This is a genomic window from Pseudarthrobacter sp. MDT1-40-2 (assembly GCF_059383595.1).
The window spans coordinates 53,811-76,424 of the sequence record NZ_JBWZCL010000006.1; the positions used below are offsets into that span (position 1 = coordinate 53,811).

Below are 22,614 nucleotides of genomic sequence, written 5' to 3' on the forward strand. Positions count from 1 at the left end.
CGATGGTTCCCTGCGCACACGACGTCCCCGGACATCGAGTGGGCAGGGAACCATCGAAACGGCGGCAACGCCCGACGGCGGCACTCAGCGCAGTGCCGCCGTCGGGCGTTAAGGGGTTCTGGGTGCTTGTGGCAGGTGTTATGCCTTATGGGCCGTCACCAGTGGGTCCGATCGCCCGGGACTGACGCCTGAAACGGTCTCCAGCGGCAGACCGTTGCGCGCCCAGTATTCGACGCCGCCGATCATTTCCCGTACCGGGTAGCCAAGAGCAGCGAAAGCCAGAGCAGCGAACGTGCTGCCATTGCAGCCCGGACCCCAGGAGTAAACCACCACCGGAGTTCCTGCGGGAACCAGCTCCGGCGCGCGGGATTCGATCTCCGCGGTGGGCAGGTGGACTGCCCCGGGAATGTGGCCGTGATCCCACGAAGCCCGCCTTCGGGTGTCAACCAGCACAAACCCGCCTGAGGGCAGCTTTTCCGCAACGTCCATCACGTCGATTTCGAACTGCAGTTTGGCACGGAAGTAGGCGGTTGGGTCAGTAGTCACGAGTATCCTGTCCTGCGGCGATTCCGATGGGGCACCGGCCACGTTCCGGCCGAAGGGGGTTTGGGGAGACCATCATAAGGCCGGATCCTGACGAGGACTTCATCAACTCAGTCCGGTACCTTAAGTCTGTCCCCTGGACGGTACCTTGAGTCTGTCCCCTGGTCGGCCCCGGGCCGCCTATCACATGGCAAGAGCAGGCAAGAGCAAAGGAGCAACACCAATGAGTGGAGTAGTCGTTGTAGGGGTCGATGGCAGCGAATCGGCCATGAAGGCCGCGGAGACTGCAGGTGGTTTGGCCGCGTCGTTGGGGGCCTCCCTCCACGTGGTGACTGCCTTCGACATCGAGCGCGCCGAGACCTTCGGCAGCGGATCGGACCAAGTCAAGATTTCCAATGCTGACAGCGCGGAAATGGTAGCCAAGAGGCTGGCCAAGGCCGTCGGCGAAGGGCTGGAAATCACCCACTCCGCCACGCGAGGCAAACCGGCTGAAGCGCTCATCAAGGAAGCCATGCGCCTGGATGCCCGGTTGATCGTGGTGGGCAACCGCAGGATGCGCGGCATTGGCCGGCTCCTGGGAAGCGTCGCCAACAGTGTGGCCCACAACGCCCCTTGCGATGTTTATATCGCCAACACCTACGACACCGAATAGCGGTTGAGCCCGCTGACCGGATAGGGCCGACGCTTCAGAGCCACCTTTCGACGGCGGCACTTCGCCAAGTGCCGCCGTCGCCCCCATAGGAACTACGTCGACGCGTCCCGCTCGATTTCCTCTGCCAGATCGTCGACTTCTTCGGGCCGCAGCTCAATGCCTGCCTTCTCGAAGCGTTCCTCGAGGACATGGCTTACGTCGTCCTCGATGTGGCCGAGTTTGATGTCTTCGCGGACGTCTTCTGCAATGCTTTCAACCGTCTCAGCGATGTCAACCTCCTCCACGGCGTCGTCGTCCTCATTGCCCAAGGGGTTACTTGCGGTGCCGGCTCCAGAGTCGCTCATAGTCTCATGGTGACCGTTGGACTGGAGCCGGTCAATGGCCTCGGGCGCGCCGGTCCTGTCCCGTTCACTGCCGGGCAAAAGCGTGGGCCACCTGAATCACCGGTATGACTCCCATGAGCCATGCGCCCAACACGGCCTGCGCACTAATCCAGGTTAATCCCTGCCGATTCAGGCCCACACATTTTGCACTCTGAACTTTACGCGAGTGGCCCGCCACCCTTGCCGGCGAACACCCCTTGCCCAGAAACCGTTTTCTGGATAGTCTCCTTCAGAACGCTTCCGTAGTGACCGGCGTCATAGTCGCCGCCGGACCGGAGCGTGGTTGATTCCAAAGACGGAAGAGAGAACATGCGAAAACGCGGTACCTCCTTGTCCATGTCCGCCGCCATTGCCGTGGCCGGATCGCTGCTCATGACAGTTCCCGCGGGTGCTGCCCCCAACCCAGGTTCAGGCCCCGCGGCGCAGACGGCGCAGACTGCCCTGGAACGCCAGGTCCTGGCACCTGGCAACGGCTGGGCCTCCGCAGGAGCAGGCACCACCGGCGGTTCGGCAGCAGCAGATGCTCATATCTATGACGTCTCTACCAAGGCCGAGTTGAAGGCAGCTTTCGCAGCCGCGGGTACCCAGCCCAAGATTGTCCGCGTCCACGGGACCATCGACGCCAACACCACGGCGGACGGTGCACAGATGAGCTGCGAAAACTACGTGGAGGGCACCGGCTACAGCCTTCAGCAGTACCTCACGGCATTTGATCCGGCAACGTATGGCCGAAAGGCGCCCGCCGGCCCGCAGGAAACCGCCCGGCGCGCTGCCGCCGGCAAGCAGGCCGCAAACATCCGGCTGGACATTCCCAGCAACACCACCCTTGTGGGCGCGACCCCGGACAGCACCATCACCGGTGCGGCGATGCGCGTCTCTGCCGCCAACAACGTGATCTTCCGCAACCTCACTGTCCGGGACGCCCACGACTGCTTCCCGTCCTGGGATCCCACCGACGGGTCCGAGGGCAACTGGAACAGCGAATACGACATGCTCCAGATCATCAATGGAGCCACCAACGTCTGGGTGGACCACTCAGAGTTCACCGACGCCCCCAATTTGGACAGCAACCAGCCGCTCTACTTCGGCCGCCCGTTCCAGGTGCACGACGGCGCCGTGGACGTCACCAACGGCTCGGACCTGGTGACCATGTCCTATAACCGCTTCGCGGACCACGACAAGCTGCTCCTGATCGGGTCCACAGACAACATCAACCGTGGCGACCCCGGCAAGCTGCGCGTCACCATCCACCACAACGTGTTCGAGAACGTGGGCCAGCGAGCCCCGCGCGTCCGCTTCGGCCAGGTGGACGTGTACAACAACCACTTTAAGGTGACCGGGGACAGCACCATTCCCTACGGCTACACCCTGGGCGCCGGCTCTGATTCCCACATCTACGCCGAGGCAAACGCCTTTACGCTCCCCGCGACCATTGATCCCGCCACCATCATCGGCCGCTACAAGGGCACCGCGATCACTACCATTGCCAACACCGTGAACGGCAAGATCAATGACCTTCGCGCCGTGTACAACGCAGCCGCCTCGCCGGAGAACCAGCTGGCCGAGGATACCTCCTGGACGCCGACGCTGCGCAGCACCAAGGTGGCCCCGGCGCAGGCTGTGCCCGGGCTGCTGAACAACTCCACCGGCCCCATCTTCACTGCAGGGGGGCAGAACTGATGGCAGCGTTCCTACCCAGCCGCCGCAGCATCCTGACCTCCCTGGCAATTACCGCGGGAACCGTAACCTTCTCGGGGACGGGCATGGCGAATGCCTTTACCCAGGCCGCAAACGACCCCACGAAACCACGCACCAAACCGGTGGTGTTCGTGGTGGGTGATTCGACGTCGTCGGCCTACCAGCAGTCCGAGCGCCCGCGTGCCGGGTGGGGACAGGCATTGCCGCTTTTGCTCGGGCCACAGGCATCCGTCTACGACTACGCGTGGTCCGGTGCCTCCTCCAAAAGCTTTGCCGACGCCGGCCTGCTGGACCGGGTCCTGACTTTGATGCAGCGGGGCGATTACCTGCTGATCTCGTTCGGGCACAACGACGAGAAAGTGGAAGACCCCGCCCGCGGCACCCTCCCGGACACCACGTTCAAGGAGTACCTGAGCCGGTACGTGGACGGCGCCAAGGCCCGCGGCGGCAAGCCCGTGCTGGTGACACCGGTGGAACGCCGCCGTTTTGACGCCTTCGGAAACGCCCGTGATTCGCATGGTGCGTACCCGCAGGCGGTGCGGGAACTGGCGGAGTCCTCCCGAACTCCGCTGGTGGACCTGACCGTGTCATCCAAGGCGCTGTGGCAGGAACTGGGGCCGGAAGAGACCAAGAAGCATTTCCTGTTCCTGGCCCCCTGGGAGCACCCGCAGTACCCCAAAGGCTCCGAGGACAACACGCACTTCCAAGCCACCGGGGCCGTGGCGGTGGCCCGGCTCGTGGCACGCGAGCTTCAGGCCAAGCAGATCGCCCCGCCGGGCTACTTCCGGAACCTCGACGGCGGTGTGGAACCGCTGCTGGACATGTACTGGCCGGCGGAGCGTCCCATCGATGTTCCGGTAACGCTCGACGTCGGCCCGGGCAAGACGTTCACCACGGTCCAGGCCGCCGTCGACTCGGTTCCGTCCAACAACTCCCGGCGGACCATCATCCGGATCCAGCCGGGCACCTATCGGGAAGCTGTTCGGGTGTCCAGCAACAAGCCCCGGGTCTCGTTCATCGGGCAGGGCGACCGGCCCGAAGACGTCGTGGTTGTGTTCAACAACGCCTCGGGCACGGCCAAGCCGGACGGTACCGGCAACTTCGGAACCTCGGGCAGCGCCTCGGTCCGGATCGACGGGCAGGATTTCGTGGCCCGGAACCTGACGTTCAGCAACGATTTCGACGAAGCGGCCAATATGCACCTGAAGGACCGTCAGGCCGTGGCGCTGCACATCACCGCGGACCGCTCCCTGCTGAGCAACGTTCGGCTGCTGGGCAACCAGGACACACTGCTGGTGAACTCACCGAACACCGGCGTTCAAGCGCGGTTCCTTTTCGACGGCTGCTATCTGGAGGGCGACGTTGATTTCATTTTCGGCCGTGGCACCGCTGTGTTCAGCGGCTGTGAAATCAAGTCCCTGGACCGCGGCTCGACCACGAATAACGGCTACGTGACGGCGGGCAGTGTGGACCTGTCCATTCCCTACGGTTACTTGTTTGACGGGTGCCGCTTGGTATCGGATGCCGCTAGGGGGAGCGTCAACCTGGGCCGGCCGTGGCATCCCAGCGGTGACGTCAACGCGGTGGCTCAGGTTCTGTTCCGCGACTCCTGGTTGGGCGCACACATCTCCGGCACACCGTGGACGGATATGAGCGGGTTCTCCTGGCGCGAGGCCCGGTTCCACGAATACAACAACCGCGGGCCCGGCGCGCAGGTTACGGCGGACCGTCCGCAGCTGCCAGAATCCGAGGCCGGCAACTTCACGGTCAGGAACTATCTGCAGGGAACCGACGGCTGGGCTCCCCAGCTGGCTGGTACGACGGCGGACTGCAGCGTGGTGCCGATCGCGGTGGCGTAGGTTCTGATGCGCGCGAAGGGCTCGGTTCCCGTGGGGGTGCCGGGCCCTTCGCACGTGCTGCATACGCATGGGCTTCATCCTGCGGAGTCGCGTTGAGTTAGTGCTGAATCTTTTCCTCAGCTGGCTAACGTGCTGCTGTCCGCGTCCGCAGCGGTGTCGCCGGGCGGCAGGTGATGTCGATGGCATCGGCGACGACGTCCCTGGTACTTGCGGCACGCGCGTAGGAGTCCCGCTGCACAGCTGCGCCGGTCCCCCGGTTCAGTACCTGGAACAGCAAGAACTCCACGGTGCTGAACTCGCCTTGTTCCTCGAGCACCGGCCGGAGGTGGTTCAGCAAGGCCATCACCACCTCGAATGCATCCCGGGGGTCTCCTGTCCACGGGTCCGTCAATTCGCCCTCCAGTCCATACCGGCTGGCCTGCCAGGACGCGAGTTGCAGCTGGGTGGCCGAAGCCGGGACCGGGTCCACGCCGTCGCGCCACTGCCGAGCTGCGGTTTCTGCCAAACCGCGGACCAGGGCTGCTATCAGGACGGCGTCATCCGCGAACAGGCACACGTCCGCCACCCTGACCTCTACGGTTGGATGCTTGTGACTGAGCCGCGCGTCGAGGTAAAGATTTGCTTTGTCCAGGGGAACACCGGAGCTAAGGATCTGCCCGATCTCATGGTGGTACGCAGCAGCGGAGCCGTAAATGGCCGCCGATCCGGTGGTGGGCCACCGGCACCAAGCCTGCCAGCGGTAACTCGCGTAGCGTGAGTCCACGCCGTTCCAGTACGGCGAGTTGGCGCTGATAGCCAGCAGGACGGGCAGCCAGATCCGGATACGGTCCAGGATGGCAACGCCTTCCTCTTCCGACTCGATCTCCACGTGAACATGGAGACCGCCCGTTAGCTGTTCAACGGCGGTAAGTCCGAACCTCTCTATCAGCTGCGCACACCGTTCACCCGGGGCAATGGTGGACACCACCGGAAGAGGAGAGGTTGCCAGCGCAACCGCCCGTCCTCCAGCCCGCCTGGCCGCGGAGTCTGCGCTCTTCCGCCCGGCACTGATGTCTTCGGCCAAATCGGCGAGAAGGATCCGCGGCAAGGTACAGGTTTCAATCTGTTCCTGCTTCATCTCACTGGTCAGGCGGGAAAAGTCGCTGAGCTGTTCGAGGACTTCACCCAGCGGCAGCGGGTTCCCGTTTTCGCCATTAACGATCAGGAACTCCTCCTCAACGCCCATCCTGCGCGTCAACGGATACCGCCAAAATCGCAGGGACTCCCCAAGTACTTCCGGCCACCAACTATGCGGATACTGCCGCTCCAGATAGGGTCAACCACATTGCTCCTCAGCATAGGTCCGCAGGCCGCCAGCTCAGCCCGCCTCATTGTCACATATCAAAAACAACGGAAGACGCGCCGGAAAAAGGCGGCTGCTCTTTGCCTACTGGTCGATGATCTTGTCGTCTGCATGAGCGCCGTAATAGTCCGATTGGCCGCGCATAAGGTCGCGCATCGACACTTCGTTTCCCACGCCGTAGACAGTGCCACCGAAGTCCAGCTCTTTCTGAATGGCCCAGATCTCGTCGTGTCGCTCCGAAGGGAGGATGGCGGCTGGGTTGCCCACTGCTACCCAGCCGATGGGAACAACTACTCCGGGCTCGATGATCGTATTGACCTGGACGACTGCGTTGATCCGAACCTCGGCGCCAGCACCAATGCGGCTCCCGGGGAAGAGGGAAGCCCCGGTGGCGATAAAGGCGCCGTCTCCGACGTTGCTGCCGTTGATGTGAGTGTGCGGCCCGACCATGACCGCCGTCCCGATTTCAACCGGATGCCCTGATCGGCCTCGGACGAGGGCTTGCTCCATGATGATGCAGTCCTCCCCGATCGTTACCGAGCCATCTTCGGCGGTCACTACCGCACCGTGCAGTATTCGTACGCCGGCGGCAATCCGAACGTCTCCGATGATGACCGCCGTGTGAGCGATGTACGCTGACGGATCGACCGACGGTTCCAAGCCTCGATGTTGCACGAGCACGAGCACGCTCCAGTGTTAAGTCGTCATGGTGGTCGTCGCCTAGCCCGTCGGAATCAGCCACTCCGTTAGTACCAAGCCGTGGAAGATACCTGCCATTACTGTGCATCCGGGAGATGCACAATCAGAAGTTCCGCAGACTGCCATTCGCCGTTCAGAGCTCCGGTGCGTGCCCTTCGGGCAGCACCTCCTCATCCTCCGGGTGCCGTTTAAGGTTGAGCAACGCCAGCGCGAGGCCGCCCCACACCGTCAATATGGCGATAATCATCATGGTGATCGCAATGGCTGTCACAGCGCCGTCTCCTTTGCTTCGTTCTCCACCACGGAGTCGTATTCCGGGTCGTGATGAGCCTTGGACTTGCGGCTCCAGGGGATGAGTGTCAACACCAGCGCAAGGACAACGAGGCCCCCGGCCATACCCCAGCCAAATACCCCCACAAACCAGGCGGGATAGTCCTCGTAGGTGGTGGAGATCTTGCTGATGAACTCGTTGGCCACCATGTAGATCAGCGCCAGCGGGACGACGCCGGCCACCAGCACCATCCAGCCACGCCGCATCTTGACGGTGGAAATCCGGTTCAGATGGGCTGACAGCAGCGGAAGCTTCCGCAGGAACCAGGCGATGACGACGACGGTCACCAGCGCCCCGAGCGTGATGCCAAAGCTGTTTACGAACGCATCGGAGACATCCAGCAGGTAAAGGCCTGTCGCCGTCGGGAAGAGTGCCAACGAGACCACCGCCACCAGGCCGCTGACGATAAGGGAGGCCTTGACCCGGCCCCAGCCAAGCTTGTCCTGTACTGCGGCAACAATGACTTCCAGTACAGAGATCAGTGATGTAACTCCCGCGAACACCAGGGATCCGAAGAACAGCACACCCATAAGGGCTCCGAACGGGGCCTGCGACACGATGGTGGGGAAAGCGACGAAAGCCAGTCCGATCCCCTGCGTCACCACATCATTCACGCCCGTGCCCGCTGCCTGTGCCATGAAGCCAAGAGCGGCGAAAACACCGATGCCGGCCAGGATCTCGAATCCGGAATTTGCAAACGCGACCACCATGCCGGAACCGGTCAGATCAGTTTTGCGCTTCAGGTAAGAGGAATAGGTAACCATGATGCCGTAGCCCACGGAGAGCGAGAAAAAGATGTGTCCGTACGCTGCTGCCCAGACGCCTGGGTCGGCAAGCGCTGACCAGTTGGGGGTGAAGAAGGCGTTCAATCCTTCCGCCGCGCCCGGAAGGAAAAGCGATTGGATCACGAGCAGAACGAACATCACCACCAGCAGAGGCAGCAGGATGGAGTTCGCGCGTGAAATGCCCTTGCGGATTCCGGCGACCATGATGATGATGACGGCCACCCAGATCAGCAGCAACGGGAAGAAGACGGACGGAACGTAGCTGAACCCGAGGCCCGGGGCTTCGGCAATCTGGAGGAAGTTCCCGAAGAAGAAGCCCTCGGCGTCGTCGCCCCACGCCTCCGTGAAGGAGAAGATGGTGTACATCAGTGCCCACGCAATGATCACCGCGTAATAGGCCGCGATGACGAAACAGACCAGCACCTGCCACCACCCCAGCGGTTCTGCGGCCCGGTGGAGCCGCCGATAAGCCAACGGTGCCGAGCCACGGAATTTGTGGCCCACAGCGTAGTCCAGGAACAGCAAAGGAATACCCGCCGTGAGCAACGCAACGAGGTACGGGATCAGAAACGCTCCGCCGCCGTTGTCATAGGCAATGTACGGGAAGCGCCAGATGTTCCCCAGGCCTACGGCCGAACCAATCGCAGAAAGAATGAAGAGCCGGCGCGTGGAGAACGTTTCGCGTTTTACCGGCGCCGAAGCGCTGGGCGAGGATGTGCTGCTCATTCCGTCCCGCCCCAGAATCTTGCGCGCGTCTGTGGCTTGCCGTGGTAAGCACCACGGGTTCCTGGCCGGTTCATGGGGGGCTCGCTTTCAGGTGAAGGTGTTCGTCCGTTTCGCTGGTTATCTCTGGGGACTTTACTGCGTATTCCGGGCCACGCGAAAGTCCTCACCCAAACCACCGTCCGGAACGCATCGCATCGCATGAGCAACGCGAGGGTAGGACGGCTGGCAGCGAACCCACCGGCCAAGCAGGCTCTACTACAGCATGGCCCCGGCGGCTTTCTTGACGATCTCGGCGATCCTGGCGTCCTCGGCGGCGCCGAGTCGGGTGATGGCCCAACTGGTGGGCCACATGTTGCCGTCGTCCAGGGCGGCGTCCTCCTGGACACCCAGCGTTGAGTAGCGAGTCCCGAACTTGGCCGCGGCCTGGAAGAACAGAACGACCTTGCCGTTTGAGTTGGCCCAGGCCGGCTGACCATACCAGGTCTTGGGGGCCAGGGCCGGCGCCACCTTCGCCACTATCGCATGGATACGCTCCGCAATCACGCGCTGGTCGTCCGGCATCTCTGCGATCTTTTGCAGCAGGTCTTCAAGGGCATCGGCCGCCTTCTTGCCGCCCTTCTCCGCACGCAGCTCCGCGGCGCGTTTCGACCCTGCTGTAACGGCCTGAAGCGGACGACGGGACCTCCCGCCGTCGTCCGCTTCAGTTCATTACAGTGCTGACCAGCCGCCGTCGGAGGCGAGGATGGCGCCGTTGATGTTGGTGCCGTCATCGCTGAGCAGGAAGGTGATGGAGGCAGCCAGCTGCGCGGCAGTGGCGGGTGCGGGGATGTTGGCCTGCATCAGCGGGCCGAGCCGTTCTGCTGCTATCTGTGACCCAAAGTTTGCCACGATGCCGGTGATGGTGGGTCCGGGTGCCACCGCGTTAAAGCGAAGCCCCTTCGGTCCGTAAATCACGGCCGAGTTCTTAGTCAGGCCGACGACGGCGTGCTTGGAGGCGGTATAGGCGGCGCCCGCGGCGGACCCGCGGATGCCGGCCTCGGAGGAGACGTTCACCACTGAGCCGGTCCCGGCGTCCAGCATCAGCGGCGTCACGGCGCGGGTGAGGCGCATCAGCGCTGTGACGTTGATACGGAGGACACGGTCCCAGAGCTCGTCGTCCACCTCATGGATCGGGGCGAAGTTATCCATGATCCCGGCCACGTTGGCCAGGGCGTCGACGCGGCCCCCCGCGGCAGCAACGACGGCGGCGACGGTCTCCTCGGTGGAAATGTCGCCGGCCACAGGCACCAGGGCCAGGCCGGCGTTCTCTTCCACCAAAGTGTCGAGTCGTTCCTTGCTGATGTCTGCAGCGATGACGTTGCCGCCCTCCTTCGCAATGCGAAGGGCGGTGGCCTGCCCGATTCCGGAGGCGGCACCCGTAACGATGACGGTTTTTCCAGCAAAACGGTTAGGGGTGATGGCTTCCTGCCATGCGGCTTCGTTGCCCATGATGTCCTTCCAGACGTTGAGAAATGTAGTGCACTCACCTTATGACACACAGGGTCGTAACGGAAGGGTGAATACTGGTGAGATGTCTTCAGATGCATTGACCACCACCGCACGTACGGGACGGCCAGTAAGTATCGACCCTGAAGCCGTAGCCTCGCTCGCTCTCGAAATGTTCGCCGAGCGCGGGTTTGAACAAACCTCAATGGAGGACATAGCACGGGCAGCGGGCGTTGGTCGTAAGAGCCTCTACCGCCATTTCGGCACCAAGGCGGAGTTGGTGTGGGGCGGGATGGGGCCGGCGATTCAAGCGTCCATACCGCTAATGGATGCGCCTCCAGCCCCTAATATGTCCGCGGAAGAGATCCTAGGCGGTCTTCGCGATGCGCTGATTGCCGGCGTCGATTCACTCCCGGACCTGGCGGTTACCCGCGGACGACTGCGGCTGATCGCCGAACACCCGGAACTTATGAGCCGAAGCTACGAGTTTTTGGGGGCGCAGCGTGATCAGACGCGTTCCTATCTGACTGCTCGCGGTGTCTCCGAGACAACAGCGCGATACTTATGCGCTGGTCTTATTGGCGCCTCCTTTGAAGCCTGGCTGCAGTGGGCCGCAGGCGACGATCCGAAACCCACTACCTATCTTCAGGCAGCACTTTCGGTCCTGCGCCTTGACCAGCCATGACCTGCCTGGCAATGTTCGTCGCCGATGACAGGCCTTCGCCGTCCGTGGGGATAGAGATAGTGGAGACTTGTTCTCCCTGTGGGTTGTACACAAGAATGACGGCGCGGTTGTGCAGGCCAATATAAAGGTTTCCGTCAGCGTCAACGGCCGCTGAGTCAATCTGGCTGGAGCCGCCGTCGACGTAGATTGCGGTGTGGGCTGAGAGGACGCTGGTCCGTTCTCATTGGGACGGACGTAGTCAATCCGGCTGGCGGTATTGTGGCTGACCCAGAGTCCGTCGAACCCTGGCGTAAAGGGCGAAGCCGTTCGGGGCAGGGAGCACCCGGGCCAAAACGGTGGCCTCGCGGCCGTTCTTCTGAATGCGGATCAGGCGCCCCTGGGCTTCCAGTAGGGATCCTGGGCTCCGATTGAATCTGTGATGTACGGGTTTCCGTCCTTGTCGAAGGCAATGTCGTCCGGGTTCATCGGCGTCCCTCGATAGGGCCCGAGAAAAGAACCTGTGGATCGCCGCCGTCGGCGGTGATGCTTTGGACTGTTCCGCCCCTGAAATCTGTCAGGTATAGGCGTCCGTCATGCGAGCTGAACTGAGCGGAAGTGAACACAATCGTTTGGTCGGTGTAGACAGTAGTGGCTTCTCCTGTTCCGACATCAACGCGCAGGACCTTTAGGGCGCTGCGGCCTGCTGATTGGGTGACCTCCGGGCTGTTGACATCACCGTGATGCCCCAACCCGTGCGGATTCGAGTACATCGCTCATGTCCCCTTCACGCCACTCGCGGAGCAGGCGATGGAAGACAACCGGGCCAGGGCTGAAGGATGCGCCCGTGATCGATCGGGTCCCCTCGCCGTTGTAGTATCCCGGCGTGCATTCGGCCTGGAACTTGGCGGTGTCGGCTGCTGTCTCCCTCACGGTCTGGACCCAGGCCTCCTCAGCGGCCTCAGTGGGTTCGATGACGGAGGATCCTGTGGCCCGTCCCCGGGAGATGACGGCAGCGATGTGCTCGGCCTGCTCCTGCAGGAGGTGCACGAAGTTTACCGAGTTGGCATTCTGGAGAGCGCCGAGATGAAACAGGTTCGGGAACCCGTGCGTATAAAACCCGTGAAGGGTCCGGGGTCCCCGCGCCCACGCCTCCAGCAGCGAACGCCGGCCGCGGCCAACCACGGGAAGCGTTCCGGAAACGACGCCGGAGACACCGACATCGAACCCGGTGGCGAAGATGACGCAGTCCACTTGGTACTCCGTGTCGCCAACAATGACGGCGTTTTCGCTCATGGAAGTGATCCCGCCGAAGTCGGCAGTGTCGACAAGGCTCACGTTCTGCCGGTTGAACGTCTGCAGGTAGGAATCGCTGAAACACGGCCGTTTACACATATACCGGTACCACGGTTTGAGCAGCTCGGCGGTCCCCCGGTCAGCAACCACCTCATCGATCCGTGCACGAAGACGGTTCATCGTGTCCAGGTCGGCCAGTTCGTCCTCGACTTCACGTTCCTCGGGGGACAGTCTGTCGTCTACGGCCCCGGAGAGTATCTTTCTTTGCAGCTGGATTGTAGCCGTCCAGCCGTCACTGACAAGGCTTTCCTCCACCGCTTCCCCTGCCAGAACCGACAAAAAGTTGTCCATCCGTTCCCGCTGCCACCCCGGCTGGAGTGAAGACGCCCAGTCCGGGTCCGTGAGGCGGTTGTCGCGGACATCAACAGTGGAAGGGGTGCGCTGGAAGACGAACAGTTGCTCTGCGTCGCGTCCCAGGTGGGGGACGATTTGAATGCCGGTGGCACCGGTGCCGATGACTGCGACCCGCTTGTCCGCAAGGCCTGTCAGTCCGCCGTCTGCGCTGCCACCTGTGTAGCGGTAATCCCAGCGGCTGGTGTGGAAGGTGTGTCCCTGGAATGTCTCAATTCCGGGTATGGCGGGAAGCTTTGGCTGTGTCAACGTCCCCGACGAGGTGACGACGAAACGCGCCCGGAACCGGTCACCCCGGTCCGTTTCAACGATCCACTCCGTCGAATCCTCGTCCCAGGTCAGCCCGGTCGCCCTGGTCTGAAGCACCGCATCGCGGTACAGGTCGAACCGTTTAGCGATGGCTATGGCGTGCTGGCGGATCTCCTCGCCCGGTGCGTACCGCCACTTAGGGACATACCCGACTTCCTCCAGCAACGGCATGTACACATATGATTCGATGTCGCAATGGATTCCCGGGTACCGGTTCCAATACCACGTACCACCGACGTCGCCGGCCTCATCCATAAGCCGTATCGATTCGACCCCGTCCTGCCTTAGCCGGGAAGCCGTAAGCAGTCCGCCAAAGCCGGCACCGATGACCAGCGCCTCCACCCGGTCCGTAAGCGGTTCGCGATCAATTTTCTCCGTGTAGGGGTCCTTGGCGTAGTACCCGAACCGCCCTGCCGCACTCCGGTACTGGCCCAGCCCGTCCGGGCGGACCCTTCGATCGCGTTCCGTGCGGTATGTAGTCCGCGCCGCTTCAATTTCGAGTATTTACGCTGTTGTCGCCTTGTTTTGGATGTTAGCCATGGCCGTCCTCGCTTCACTAATGCGTGATGTCATGTCAGCGCGGGAACGGGCCGTGGCCGCATCCCCCGGGCCGCACCACCGGCACCCTGCGCGTCAACACGACTCCGTGTTTGATTCCAGATAAAGCTTAGCTTCAGGCTAAGTAATTTGCGAAGCGGCGGCCATTGGGGCTGTATCGTGGGCTCATGCCAGGCCCAGGAGAAGACCGCGAGTCGGTACAAAACAACATCGACGCACTGACTATTGCCATTGCGGTCCGCTCCATCCCCATGGTCCTGCAGAGGCTTTTAACTACGGATCTGACCATCCAGCAACTGAAAGTCCTTTCCGTCATCGTGACCGCTGAGAACGGCGCAACCAGCGGCGGCCTTATCGACACCTTTGGCGTTTCAATGGCGTCCATGTCGAAACTGGTAGACCGACTTGTAGCCGCCGGCCTCACCACGCGCACGTTCGATACCGAGGACCAGAGAGTCCGACGGATTTACGCCACAGCCCTCGGCCGCTCCGTCGTGCGCGAACTAATGGCCGCCCGTCCTGAACTCGGCGGAAACGTCCTGAACGGGCTCAGCCTGGACGAACTCCGAGCACTGGAAACAGGTCTAAGCGCTTTGTCTCGGGAACTGCGCATCCTGGGCGAGCAATTCGTGCCCTAGTTCTCTGCTGTTGCAATTGGCTTGCCAGCCTTCGATAGCTGTAAATGAAGGTCTCATGCCAGTACTCGGGGCTTAGGAGCGGATATATTCACGCCGCGTCGTGCGGATGACGGGTTCGAAGGAGCGGAGGCAGGCTCATTTTGGAACGGCCAAAGCTCACGGATTCGCGGGTATCTGTTCCGTCCCACCATTGCGCTGCCATACCATCCTCAAAATGAAGGATGTAAAAGGAATCGAACTCCACCCAGAGATCCGAAGGCGGCAAGGGCAAGGAAGCGCCGGTGTGGGTACCTGTCCATCGCACGCGGGCTGCGACTTTGCTGCCCTCCACCACCGTGTCCTGAACCGTGGCCTTTAGATCAGGGATGGCTCCTCGGAGCGAACGCGCCCAATATTTGAGACCGGGAAGGCCATCCCCTTGGGCCACAATGAGGTTGTGGTCAATGACGTCATACCGGACGAGACTGTTTAGCGAATCCAAATCCCCTGCAGCAATAGCGGCGATGATACGTCGAAATTTTTGATCGAGCGACTGTTCCGTCATGGCTCCTCATTCAATATCGGTGACTCGGCTCCTGTTAGAAGACCTGATCAGGCCTCAAAGGTTAGCCTGATCCTAACCATCCAGTCTGAGAGTATGCTGAATGCTCCAGGCACGCGGGGTTGGTCCTCCTCGCCGGTATCCGTAGCGCAACAGCAGTAAGGCGGCAACGGTTCAAAAGTTTTGGCGACATCGGACCCTTGCGTAGCGGGACTCCTGAAATTTGTAGAACCTGCCTCGCCAGTGAGCACCGTTATAGTACAGCCAAAGCTGACCTACTGCTCCTGGCATGGTCCTCGGAACAACCGGAATTGGAACGTTCATCGAGAAGTCCGCGTCCGCCCGCCCACAGCCGGGGACAATCCATATTGGTTATCCACCGCTACTGCTGCCAGTGAGCTATCCCAGCGGCTCCCAATTCTCAGTCGTGGATAACCCGAATTGACCCCAGCCGTGACGGATCGGAGTCATTGGGCGCGGCTTGTTCTAGCCCCGCCAGGTTGACGGAACAACCCTTAGGCTCGGTCGCTTACGCCTGTCCGGTGCGGGGGGCTGCGTTTATCGGGTTGTGGCTACTCAGTGTTGGCGTGGGCAGATTTGGCTGCTGAGTTGTCAACGCCGCGGCGGGTGGCAATCTCGAGGCATATGGCATCCAAGGCCAGGTGGGTGACCTGATCAAACAGGCTCGACAGCGGCTGTATGGTTGGGGCCTCGCCTTCGCGTCGGTACTTAGTCGCGGCCGGGATTACCATTACCGCCGTGGCGAGGAGCCCGAGCGGTGAGGCAGGTTCAGTAGTCACTGCAAGTACATCTGCATGGACAGACTGGGCCTGTGCGGCAACACGAACGGTTCCTGCTGTCGTTCCCGATCCCGATACGGCAAAAATCGTGTCGCCCGCGCGGACGGAGGGAGTGATGGTCTCTCCAATCACATAGACCTGCAGGCCGAGGTGCATCAGACGCATTGCGAACGCGCGGGCCATGAATCCGCTGCGTCCTTCGCCCGTGATGAACACCCGTTCCGCTAACGCGAGCCGATCGGTGAGCTCCTCGAGCTGTGCCGGATCGATCCGTGGCACGACAGTCTGGATTTCTTCGAGGATGGTTCTAAGTCCGCTCATGGCAGGACCTCCTTTGTTCGGGCCGTCAGGGACAGTTGTTCAGCTGTCGCGCGCGTATCGGGAGCCTTCGTTACCGCCGAGCCGATGATGACCCTTAGGGATTCCAGCTCAAGTTCACGTTCCAGTACCGCTAGCGCGGGCAAGTCATGGATCCTGAGCCCACCGGCGACGGCCAGCCGCCGTCCGCGTGCCCACTCACCGATCAAATCGGCCGGCGAATTCGCTCCGCCCTGCAGGTCTTTGGGTAAGTGAGCGGCCAGTATCGTCGACGATGGGAGCTGCGCGGCGAGGTCGACGCACCGGGTCTGAGACAAACCCATAAGGTCTACGACGACTTCGCGGTTGCGCTCGGCCGCTACCTGGATGCAGGTAGTAACGGTGATCGGTGAGGCGAGCCCCAGTACTGTAGCTGACGCGGCGCCGGCATCGTAGGCCATGGTGAACTCAGTGAAAGCATCATCGGCGGTTTTGATGTCGGCGAGAACCGGGGCTCCGCTGGCATCGGCGATCCCGGTGACGGCGGACATGCCGTTTGCCTTGATCAAGGAGGTGCCTACCTCGATGATGTCGGCGTAGGGCGCCACGTTTCGTGCAGTGCGAATGGCCTCAGCCAGTGGCATACGGTCCAGTGCGATCTGGATCTGCATTAGTAATTTCCTCCTTTGAAGGCGGCGATTGTCTGTGTGAGGAATGCGTCAAGCTTTTCCCGGGTGGGAAGGCCGTCCTTGTCACCGGTGCTGGTGATGGCCAGGGCGCCGACGGCAGCGGCTCGTTCCAAGGCTGCCACCTCGGTGAGCCCGTCGAGATGCGCGCTTATCAAACCAGCGGCGAATCCGTCCCCGGCACCGACTGTGTCCACAACTGGGACGCAGAATACCGGCTGGTCTACCCGCCCATTGGTGCTGAATAAGGAGCAGCCAGCAGCTCCGTCCTTGATCACGACCCGGGCTGCGCCGTGCCCCAGATAGTAATGCGCGATGCCTGCCGGGTCGGTGCGGCCAGTCAGGAGAGCTCCTTCTCCCAGGCCGGGCAACACCCAGTCGGCGAGGGCCGCCATCTCGTTGACAGTCGCGATCATTTCGTCTGGTGAGGTCCAAAGACCAGGCCTTAAATTCGGGTCGAACGAGATGGTTGCACCGGCTTTGCGCGCAACCGAGACTGCCCTGAAAGCGAATGCCCTTGTGCTGGCGGACAGTGCCAGGGGGATTCCGGTCAGATGCAGGTGCTTGCTGCCGGCGATGTAACTGTCAAGAGCTGCGGAAGGGGCGAGACGGCTACCCGCAGAGTTTGCGCGGAAATAGACGACTTCGGGGTCGCCTCCGTCAGCGAAGCTCTTGAGTTGAAAACCGGTTGGGGCATCGGCGTCAACCGTTACCGTGCTGACATCAATCCCGGCATCGGCAAGTTCGGCGAGCGCAAACCGTCCGAACGGATCCGCGCCGACCCTGCCAATCCAGCCAGTGCGATGGCCGAGCCTGGCCAGCCCGGTCGCGACGTTGGTCTCAGCTCCGGCCAGGGCGCGGGCGAAGGTGGTTACCCGTTCGAGAGGGCCCGGTTCAGTGGCAACGAACATCGTCATCACCTCTCCGAAGGTGACCACGTCAAGATTCATGCGAACGCTCCTCTGTGCTGGTGGGGTCGGCGTCGTGGACAGGATTATCCAGAATGCCAAGTTGGGGGCTGCGGACACTGACCGCAGTGTCTGCTGTAATCGGGCCGTAGCGGCCTGGCGCGCCCACGAGTACGAGGTCTTGTGCGCCGAGGGGGAGGAAGGTGCCAAGATAGTCAAGAATTTGGTGGACGCTGCGGGCCAGATTTCCGTTGCTTGCAAGCCCGAGCCCTTCGCCGTTGAGCACGAGTTCGACCTCTACGGTCTCCGGGTCCAGATCCGTCTCGATCCAAGGCCCGCAAGGAGTGAAGGTTGGATAGCCCTTCGCCTGGGCCCAACGCGCGTCGGTCAGCTGCAGGTCCCTGCCGGTGATGTCGTTAACGAGGGTCCAGCCGAAGGACTGACCGTCTGCACCGATGACTACAGCCAGTTCGGCTTCGGCGTCGACACGGCCGATTCCGGAGGGGATCCTAATTATCTCCCCTGGCCCGATCACGGACCGCGCAGCTTTGAAAAAGGCCTCTGGAGGCATATCCCGGTCTGCTTGTCCCGTATTGTGCGCCATGCCGACTACGGTTCGTGGTTGCACCGGGGCCAACAACACGACCTCTTCCGCAGTGAGGGGCGCTGTGCCGATTGGGCGGACATCGCCCAGCCCTGTCAGGAACGGGTCTTCAATTAACTGATAACTGTCACCTTCGACAACAGCGAAATTAACTTTACCGCTGTGGGCGATCCGGGCGATCCTCATGCGGGCTCTCGAACATTGTTACCGGCGGCGTCTTCAATCCGCGTCAGATCCCGCCTGAGTGTCTCAGGGGTGACGAAGGTGGTGGCAAGGGTAATCGACGCCAGCACGAAGGCGTAAATGGCAAGCGGCAACCAGGACCCGCCAAATTCCTTTATCAGGATCGCGCCGAGGACACCTGCCAGGCCGCCGGCAATGACGGCACTGAACTCGCGCGCCACGGCAACGCCAAGGTAGCGGTGCCTGTTACCGAACAGTTCCGGCAGCAGCGCGCACTGGGCGCCCAGCATGGTGTTGACGCCGAACCCGATGGCCACTGCGATAACGGCCACTATTAGTACCGGGTTTCCGAGGGAGATCAGGTACCAGCCAGGGAACGCCAGGGCGAGCAGGACGACAGCGCCGAAACGGTAAACGGGAATCCGGCCGAACCGGTCCGAGAAGTGGCCGGCCAGCGGAACGGTAAGCATGCCAATCAGGGACGCGACGGCGACCGCGATCGGACCCACCGAGGGGTTAGTCATCACGGTGCCGGTGGCGTAGGCCACGGCCAATGAGTTGAACATGTACGAACCGCCATTTTCTGCCATCCGCAGTCCAACCCCTTTGAGGACGTTACCTAGGGAGTGGCTGAAAATGTCCCGCACCGGCCGCTCTGCGACCTGCTCATGCTTCTCGAGCTCGACAAATGTGGGGCTCTCCTTCAGCCGCATCCGGATCAACAAGGCGATAAGTATGAGGACGATTGAGGCCAGAAACGGGACCCGCCATGCCCAGCCCAGGAGCACGTCCTCCGGCAGCGTGGCGAGGAACGCGAAGACTCCCGCGGCCAGCAAGGTGCCAGCCTGGATGCCAATGAAGGGCAGTGAGGCGTAGAAGCCGCGGCGTTTCACCGGGGCGTATTCCGCCATCAGTACAGTGGCACCGGCCTGCTCGGCCCCGGCACCAAAACCCTGGCACAGGCGCAGGAACACCAACAGGATCGGAGCCCAGACTCCAGCCGTCTCGTACGTCGGCAGCACGCCCACCAAGGTTGAGGCGCCGCCCATCAACAGAATCGTGGCAACGAGGACCCATTTGCGGCCCAGCTTGTCCCCGATGGTGCCGAAGAACAGCCCGCCCAAGGGACGGGCAACGAAGCCGACGCCGAACGTGGCGAAGCTGGCAATGAGTGCGACCGAGGGGTCCATGTTGCTGAAGAACAGCTTGGAGAAAATGAGCGCCGAGGCGAGGCCGTAAAGAGCGAAATCAAAGTATTCCAACGCACTGCCGGCGGTGCTGGCCAACGTAGCCCGCCGCAGGTTCGCTGCGTACTCTGGATCCTCGGATCCCCGGACAGGGGACGTGAGTTCGGTTTTATACACGTACATCTCCTTCGATGCATGCACTTCCATTTATCGGAAGTCACTTCTGAATAATGGAAGTAGCGTATAAAGATTTTTTGGCGTCGTCAATGGCTGATATGCGGAATCTACTTCCAACATGTGGGACCATACGTAGGTGAACGAGGTGTCAACAGCAGGAAAGACCGACACGGTCGGGAAAGCACTCTGGGTGCTCCAGGCCATGGGGAATTACCCGCAGGGGGTGCAATTGGCTGAATTGGCCCGGGAGGGCAAATTCCCGCTCAGCACAGCTCACCGGCTGGCCATGTCCCTCGTGCGGGAGGGCTTTGCCACCTTTGACGAGTCCACCCGGCGTTATCACCTCGGACTCAAGCTCTTTGCCCTCGCCGCACGCGTTTCCAACGCACACGGTTTCGCCGGCGCAGCGCTACCCGTATTGCGCGACTTGGCCGCAACAACCCAGGAAGCGGCACTGATGTCGGTCCTTGAAGGGCATCACCAGTTGTATGTGCACTACATCAAGGGCCCGCAGCAGGTGAATGTCATCGGGGAGCCCGGCCGACTCGGTCCGCTGCACAACACTTCGATGGGAAAGGTGCTGGTCGCCTTCGCCCCCGACCACGTGCGCGAAGAACTTGTCGCAAATCTTCCACTGGAGCCAACCGGGCCTAACACCATCACCCGGCGGGAAAAGTTCGCCGAGGAAATTGCTACAGTTCGGCAGAACGGCTACGCCCTGGCCGACGAGGAACACGAGACCGGCATCCATGCCGTCGGAGTCCCGGTACTGGGACCTGACGGGACCGCACTGGCAGCCATATCCATCGCCTCACCCAGCTTCAGGATGTCCATCGAGGACTGCATCAGCATAGTGCCCGAACTCACCGCAGCCGCACGTAAGTTGACCGTCCTGTTGCCGCCTCGGGATGTCGCCACAAGCTAAGGCCTGACTGGTGGCCCCTTCACCGGCAAGGACTTGCGGGCGACATCGTCGTGCTCTTCGTGATGGGCAGTCGGCGAATTCGAATCGACCCTGATCAAACGGGCGGTCGCTGGATCAAGGCGCAGGTGCTCCCACGAGCGCCAAAGAGCAGCTACGCGTGAGACGGCCTCGGGGTGGTAATACCACTCGATGCACCACTTGACTGACTTGTCGGTGACGCTGCGGACGTACGTGGGCAGCAGCTGCTCATGAAGGAACTCTTCGGCGGATCCGTAGACCAGCTCGGGTTCCTTTTCGGCACCCTGGCCAGCTGCAGCTGGGGCCGGCGTGTCCGTGTCGTACAGGTCGAAATCATTGGCCATGAGTGGAGACCCTTCCTACCCTGTGACCCAGGGGATTGGCAGCCGATGCAGCCGGCACCGGGACGGCTGGTTCTTCCGGGCGCGGGCTGTACTACTTGATCGACGCCTCAACCGCTTCCTTGTGGGGCCCGGCGTACCAGGGCATCGTCCGGACGAGCGTGGCCGGTGCGCCGGAAACGAGGACGACAGCGCGGCCGCGGTCCAGCTCGGCCAGGTTGGAAACGTCGAAGATGCGTTTCTTGCTCTCCTGGCGCAGCCGGCTGGAACCGGTCTTACCTGAGGATGTGGAGACGTTGATGTAGCTGCGCTCCCCCATCAGGTCAGAAAGCGCGCACAAAAAGCCTTCTTCGGCCACGCCCCCGCCGTAAACTTTGACGTTCGCGGCCGACCAGATTTTCCGCATGTTGGCTTCGCCCCACAGCTCCACGCCCTGGGACCAGGACTGCAGGATCCCCATGACGATCAGGCCCTTGGAACCGTAGTGGCTGAACTGGTCCGGCAGGGCTGCCCAACGCACAACGTTGGCCAACTCATTGAGGGCGAACAGAGCAGGTTTGGGGAGACGTCCGCCGCTGCGCTCTGCGCGTTCCTCCATGGCCTCAGCGATGGCCACCGTCAAGGCTGTGGTGAGCGGGGCGGCTGAGCCGACGCCTTCCTTGGAGAGGTGGGATGGGCTGGCGGGGCATCAATGCCTGCCCTCCAGGAGCCTAGGTGCAGGGCTGCGTAGGTTCCGCCGCCGGAGACGACGATAAATCCATGGCCAGCAGGGCGTCCCCGAGGCCCATGCCTTTACGCTTGGGTGCGCTCAAAGTGTGCCTCCTGATATGGGTACCACCTGACGCGGCCGGTTCAAGCAGAGCTCCGGGGGTGGTGTGCCATTTGCCATCGGTGTCGTTGACCCCGTCCGGGCCTTGCTCTACGGAGGTGAGCCCAACCTGGACGGGTGGACCAGGCGTCCGCTTTGATCCGTCGGAGGTTGGCTGCCCGGCGGCAGCGCCGATCATCAGGACACAAGAAAGCGGGCCGCCCAGTACAGCTGGGGGGCCCGCTTGCTTGGTTGCTGTTGAAGGAATTAGCCCAGGCCGGGGAAGGTGGGCAGCGCGGGCAGTCCGCCAATGATCGAACCAACGAGTCCTACAAGGGTGCCAACGAGTGCGAGGAGTGATGACAGCATGGTGAGCCTTTCTTTGTACCGGACGTGCATTACAAAAAAGACCCTACAGGAGATGTGGCACAAATTGACAAGAATTTGACAGGCAAATTTACAGCAAAGTCAAAGCTTCCCGCCGCATTGTCCTTTCGGCACCCGGCCGTTATTCCCTCGTTTACCCTGTCACTTACTGCGGACCGTCCTCCTCGTCGTCCCCGTCAACAGCTTCGCCCGCCTCTTCGGGCTCAAAGGTGTTGGGTTCGGCGCCGGCACCCATGCCCACGCCGTCCTGCTTTCCCGGGATGCCGCCGTCGTCCTTTGCGCCGCTCCCGGATTTTGTTCCGCCGTTGGCACTTTCCCGGGATTCGTCGCCGGGCAATGAATCCGGTGAATTGATACTCATGGCTCCTCCTTTATT

At 62.0% G+C, this 22,614-nt stretch carries 25 protein-coding genes; 6 read left to right on the forward strand and 19 right to left on the reverse strand.

What is annotated here, in order from left to right; all coding sequences use genetic code 11:
• Positions 1–138 precede the first annotated feature (138 nt).
• Complete coding sequence (locus AC50X5_RS15250; RefSeq protein WP_494976917.1) at positions 139–546, reverse strand: rhodanese-like domain-containing protein; 408 nt, start codon at positions 544–546, stop codon at positions 139–141.
• Between the two features lie 220 nt (positions 547–766).
• On the opposite strand from AC50X5_RS15250, the gene AC50X5_RS15255 reads away from it, so the two are divergent.
• Complete coding sequence (locus AC50X5_RS15255) at positions 767–1,195, forward strand: universal stress protein (RefSeq protein ID WP_463936922.1); 429 nt, start codon at positions 767–769, stop codon at positions 1,193–1,195.
• A 92-nt stretch (positions 1,196–1,287) separates the two neighbouring features.
• Here the strand turns inward: AC50X5_RS15255 and AC50X5_RS15260 are convergent, their stop codons facing one another.
• Positions 1,288–1,539 (reverse strand): hypothetical protein, encoded by a 252-nt coding sequence (locus AC50X5_RS15260; protein WP_494976918.1) that lies wholly within the window; start codon positions 1,537–1,539, stop codon positions 1,288–1,290.
• A 348-nt stretch (positions 1,540–1,887) separates the two neighbouring features.
• Between AC50X5_RS15260 and AC50X5_RS15265 the strand changes: the two genes are divergently transcribed.
• Positions 1,888–3,258, forward strand: a complete 1,371-nt coding sequence (locus tag AC50X5_RS15265; protein ID WP_494976919.1) for a pectate lyase family protein — start codon at positions 1,888–1,890, stop codon at positions 3,256–3,258.
• On the forward strand, positions 3,258–5,135 hold the full coding sequence (locus tag AC50X5_RS15270) for a pectinesterase family protein (RefSeq protein WP_494976920.1): 1,878 nt from the start codon (positions 3,258–3,260) through the stop codon (positions 5,133–5,135). The genes AC50X5_RS15265 and AC50X5_RS15270 overlap by 1 nt, the downstream gene beginning before the upstream one ends.
• A gap of 124 nt (positions 5,136–5,259) precedes the next feature.
• Here AC50X5_RS15270 and AC50X5_RS15275 read toward each other — a convergent pair whose 3' ends face one another.
• The 6 genes from AC50X5_RS15275 to AC50X5_RS15300 all read right to left on the reverse strand — a co-directional run bounded on the left by AC50X5_RS15275 (position 5,260) and on the right by AC50X5_RS15300 (position 10,506).
• Positions 5,260–6,360, reverse strand: a complete 1,101-nt coding sequence (locus AC50X5_RS15275) for a glutamate--cysteine ligase (RefSeq protein WP_494976921.1) — start codon at positions 6,358–6,360, stop codon at positions 5,260–5,262.
• A 201-nt stretch (positions 6,361–6,561) separates the two neighbouring features.
• Positions 6,562–7,137, reverse strand: coding sequence for a gamma carbonic anhydrase family protein (locus AC50X5_RS15280; RefSeq protein WP_494976922.1), 576 nt, complete (start codon positions 7,135–7,137; stop codon positions 6,562–6,564).
• Positions 7,138–7,309: 172 nt separating this feature from the next.
• Positions 7,310–7,447 carry a methionine/alanine import family NSS transporter small subunit gene (locus AC50X5_RS15285; RefSeq protein WP_494976923.1) on the reverse strand — a complete coding sequence of 46 codons (138 nt, stop codon included), beginning with the start codon at positions 7,445–7,447 and terminating at the stop codon, positions 7,310–7,312.
• Entirely contained in the window at positions 7,444–9,018 is a 1,575-nt protein-coding gene (locus AC50X5_RS15290; RefSeq protein WP_494976924.1) for a sodium-dependent transporter, read from the reverse strand. The genes AC50X5_RS15285 and AC50X5_RS15290 overlap by 4 nt, the downstream gene beginning before the upstream one ends.
• Before the next feature lie 255 nt (positions 9,019–9,273).
• Entirely contained in the window at positions 9,274–9,579 is a 306-nt protein-coding gene (locus tag AC50X5_RS15295) for a hypothetical protein (protein ID WP_494976925.1), read from the reverse strand.
• A 147-nt stretch (positions 9,580–9,726) separates the two neighbouring features.
• Positions 9,727–10,506: an SDR family NAD(P)-dependent oxidoreductase gene (locus AC50X5_RS15300; protein ID WP_494976926.1), complete on the reverse strand. Its 780-nt coding sequence runs from the start codon at positions 10,504–10,506 to the stop codon at positions 9,727–9,729.
• 82 nt (positions 10,507–10,588) lie between these two features.
• Here AC50X5_RS15300 and AC50X5_RS15305 point away from each other — a divergent pair, with 82 nt between their 5' ends.
• Positions 10,589–11,188, forward strand: coding sequence for a TetR family transcriptional regulator (locus AC50X5_RS15305; protein ID WP_494976927.1), 600 nt, complete (start codon positions 10,589–10,591; stop codon positions 11,186–11,188).
• Here the strand turns inward: AC50X5_RS15305 and AC50X5_RS15310 are convergent.
• Together AC50X5_RS15310 and AC50X5_RS15315 are read right to left on the reverse strand one after the other, a co-directional pair.
• Positions 11,139–11,375, reverse strand: coding sequence for an SMP-30/gluconolactonase/LRE family protein (locus AC50X5_RS15310; RefSeq protein ID WP_494976970.1), 237 nt, complete (start codon positions 11,373–11,375; stop codon positions 11,139–11,141). The genes AC50X5_RS15305 and AC50X5_RS15310 overlap by 50 nt on opposite strands.
• Before the next feature lie 524 nt (positions 11,376–11,899).
• Complete coding sequence (locus AC50X5_RS15315; protein WP_494976928.1) at positions 11,900–13,522, reverse strand: flavin-containing monooxygenase; 1,623 nt, start codon at positions 13,520–13,522, stop codon at positions 11,900–11,902.
• Between the two features lie 383 nt (positions 13,523–13,905).
• On the opposite strand from AC50X5_RS15315, the gene AC50X5_RS15320 reads away from it, so the two are divergent.
• On the forward strand, positions 13,906–14,376 hold the full coding sequence (locus AC50X5_RS15320) for a MarR family winged helix-turn-helix transcriptional regulator (protein ID WP_494976929.1): 471 nt from the start codon (positions 13,906–13,908) through the stop codon (positions 14,374–14,376).
• An 88-nt stretch (positions 14,377–14,464) separates the two neighbouring features.
• On the opposite strand, the gene AC50X5_RS15325 is transcribed toward AC50X5_RS15320, so the two are convergent.
• The 6 genes from AC50X5_RS15325 to AC50X5_RS15350 form a co-directional block, all read right to left on the reverse strand.
• Positions 14,465–14,920 (reverse strand): ester cyclase, encoded by a 456-nt coding sequence (locus AC50X5_RS15325; protein WP_494976930.1) that lies wholly within the window; start codon positions 14,918–14,920, stop codon positions 14,465–14,467.
• 569 nt (positions 14,921–15,489) lie between these two features.
• Positions 15,490–16,038: a 6-phospho-3-hexuloisomerase gene (gene hxlB, locus AC50X5_RS15330; protein ID WP_494976931.1), complete on the reverse strand. Its 549-nt coding sequence runs from the start codon at positions 16,036–16,038 to the stop codon at positions 15,490–15,492.
• Positions 16,035–16,685: an orotidine 5'-phosphate decarboxylase / HUMPS family protein gene (locus AC50X5_RS15335; protein WP_494976932.1), complete on the reverse strand. Its 651-nt coding sequence runs from the start codon at positions 16,683–16,685 to the stop codon at positions 16,035–16,037. Before AC50X5_RS15335 ends, hxlB begins: the two co-directional genes overlap by 4 nt.
• On the reverse strand, positions 16,685–17,650 hold the full coding sequence (locus tag AC50X5_RS15340) for a sugar kinase (RefSeq protein WP_494976933.1): 966 nt from the start codon (positions 17,648–17,650) through the stop codon (positions 16,685–16,687). The genes AC50X5_RS15335 and AC50X5_RS15340 overlap by 1 nt, the downstream gene beginning before the upstream one ends.
• Entirely contained in the window at positions 17,640–18,398 is a 759-nt protein-coding gene (locus tag AC50X5_RS15345; protein ID WP_494976934.1) for a fumarylacetoacetate hydrolase family protein, read from the reverse strand. Before AC50X5_RS15345 ends, AC50X5_RS15340 begins: the two co-directional genes overlap by 11 nt.
• Positions 18,395–19,759 carry an MFS transporter gene (locus AC50X5_RS15350; RefSeq protein ID WP_494976935.1) on the reverse strand — a complete coding sequence of 455 codons (1,365 nt, stop codon included), beginning with the start codon at positions 19,757–19,759 and terminating at the stop codon, positions 18,395–18,397. The genes AC50X5_RS15345 and AC50X5_RS15350 overlap by 4 nt, the downstream gene beginning before the upstream one ends.
• Before the next feature lie 145 nt (positions 19,760–19,904).
• Here AC50X5_RS15350 and AC50X5_RS15355 point away from each other — a divergent pair, with 145 nt between their 5' ends.
• Positions 19,905–20,684 carry an IclR family transcriptional regulator gene (locus tag AC50X5_RS15355; RefSeq protein ID WP_494976936.1) on the forward strand — a complete coding sequence of 260 codons (780 nt, stop codon included), beginning with the start codon at positions 19,905–19,907 and terminating at the stop codon, positions 20,682–20,684.
• On the opposite strand, the gene AC50X5_RS15360 is transcribed toward AC50X5_RS15355, so the two are convergent.
• From AC50X5_RS15360 to AC50X5_RS15370, 3 genes are all read right to left on the reverse strand, one after another.
• Positions 20,681–21,046, reverse strand: coding sequence for a DUF4913 domain-containing protein (locus tag AC50X5_RS15360; RefSeq protein WP_494976937.1), 366 nt, complete (start codon positions 21,044–21,046; stop codon positions 20,681–20,683). The two genes, AC50X5_RS15355 and AC50X5_RS15360, sit on opposite strands and share 4 nt — an antisense overlap.
• 91 nt (positions 21,047–21,137) lie before the next feature.
• Positions 21,138–21,659, reverse strand: a complete 522-nt coding sequence (locus tag AC50X5_RS15365; protein WP_494976938.1) for a type IV secretory system conjugative DNA transfer family protein — start codon at positions 21,657–21,659, stop codon at positions 21,138–21,140.
• Between the two features lie 724 nt (positions 21,660–22,383).
• Positions 22,384–22,599, reverse strand: coding sequence for a hypothetical protein (locus AC50X5_RS15370; RefSeq protein ID WP_494976939.1), 216 nt, complete (start codon positions 22,597–22,599; stop codon positions 22,384–22,386).
• Between the last annotated feature and the right edge of the window lie 15 nt (positions 22,600–22,614).

Coding starts and splice junctions, on each gene's coding strand:
- AC50X5_RS15255 (WP_463936922.1), top strand. CDS start 767: ATGAGTGGAGTAGTCGTTGTAGGGGTCGATGGCAGCGAATCGGCCATG.
- AC50X5_RS15260 (WP_494976918.1), bottom strand. CDS start 1,539: ATGAGCGACTCTGGAGCCGGCACCGCAAGTAACCCCTTGGGCAATGAG.
- AC50X5_RS15265 (WP_494976919.1), top strand. CDS start 1,888: ATGCGAAAACGCGGTACCTCCTTGTCCATGTCCGCCGCCATTGCCGTG.
- AC50X5_RS15270 (WP_494976920.1), top strand. CDS start 3,258: ATGGCAGCGTTCCTACCCAGCCGCCGCAGCATCCTGACCTCCCTGGCA.
- AC50X5_RS15275 (WP_494976921.1), bottom strand. CDS start 6,360: ATGGGCGTTGAGGAGGAGTTCCTGATCGTTAATGGCGAAAACGGGAAC.
- AC50X5_RS15290 (WP_494976924.1), bottom strand. CDS start 9,018: ATGAGCAGCACATCCTCGCCCAGCGCTTCGGCGCCGGTAAAACGCGAA.
- AC50X5_RS15295 (WP_494976925.1), bottom strand. CDS start 9,579: ATGCCGGACGACCAGCGCGTGATTGCGGAGCGTATCCATGCGATAGTG.
- AC50X5_RS15300 (WP_494976926.1), bottom strand. CDS start 10,506: ATGGGCAACGAAGCCGCATGGCAGGAAGCCATCACCCCTAACCGTTTT.
- AC50X5_RS15305 (WP_494976927.1), top strand. CDS start 10,589: ATGTCTTCAGATGCATTGACCACCACCGCACGTACGGGACGGCCAGTA.
- AC50X5_RS15320 (WP_494976929.1), top strand. CDS start 13,906: ATGCCAGGCCCAGGAGAAGACCGCGAGTCGGTACAAAACAACATCGAC.
- AC50X5_RS15325 (WP_494976930.1), bottom strand. CDS start 14,920: ATGACGGAACAGTCGCTCGATCAAAAATTTCGACGTATCATCGCCGCT.
- hxlB (WP_494976931.1), bottom strand. CDS start 16,038: ATGAGCGGACTTAGAACCATCCTCGAAGAAATCCAGACTGTCGTGCCA.
- AC50X5_RS15335 (WP_494976932.1), bottom strand. CDS start 16,685: ATGCAGATCCAGATCGCACTGGACCGTATGCCACTGGCTGAGGCCATT.
- AC50X5_RS15340 (WP_494976933.1), bottom strand. CDS start 17,650: ATGAATCTTGACGTGGTCACCTTCGGAGAGGTGATGACGATGTTCGTT.
- AC50X5_RS15345 (WP_494976934.1), bottom strand. CDS start 18,398: ATGAGGATCGCCCGGATCGCCCACAGCGGTAAAGTTAATTTCGCTGTT.
- AC50X5_RS15360 (WP_494976937.1), bottom strand. CDS start 21,046: ATGGCCAATGATTTCGACCTGTACGACACGGACACGCCGGCCCCAGCT.
- AC50X5_RS15370 (WP_494976939.1), bottom strand. CDS start 22,599: ATGAGTATCAATTCACCGGATTCATTGCCCGGCGACGAATCCCGGGAA.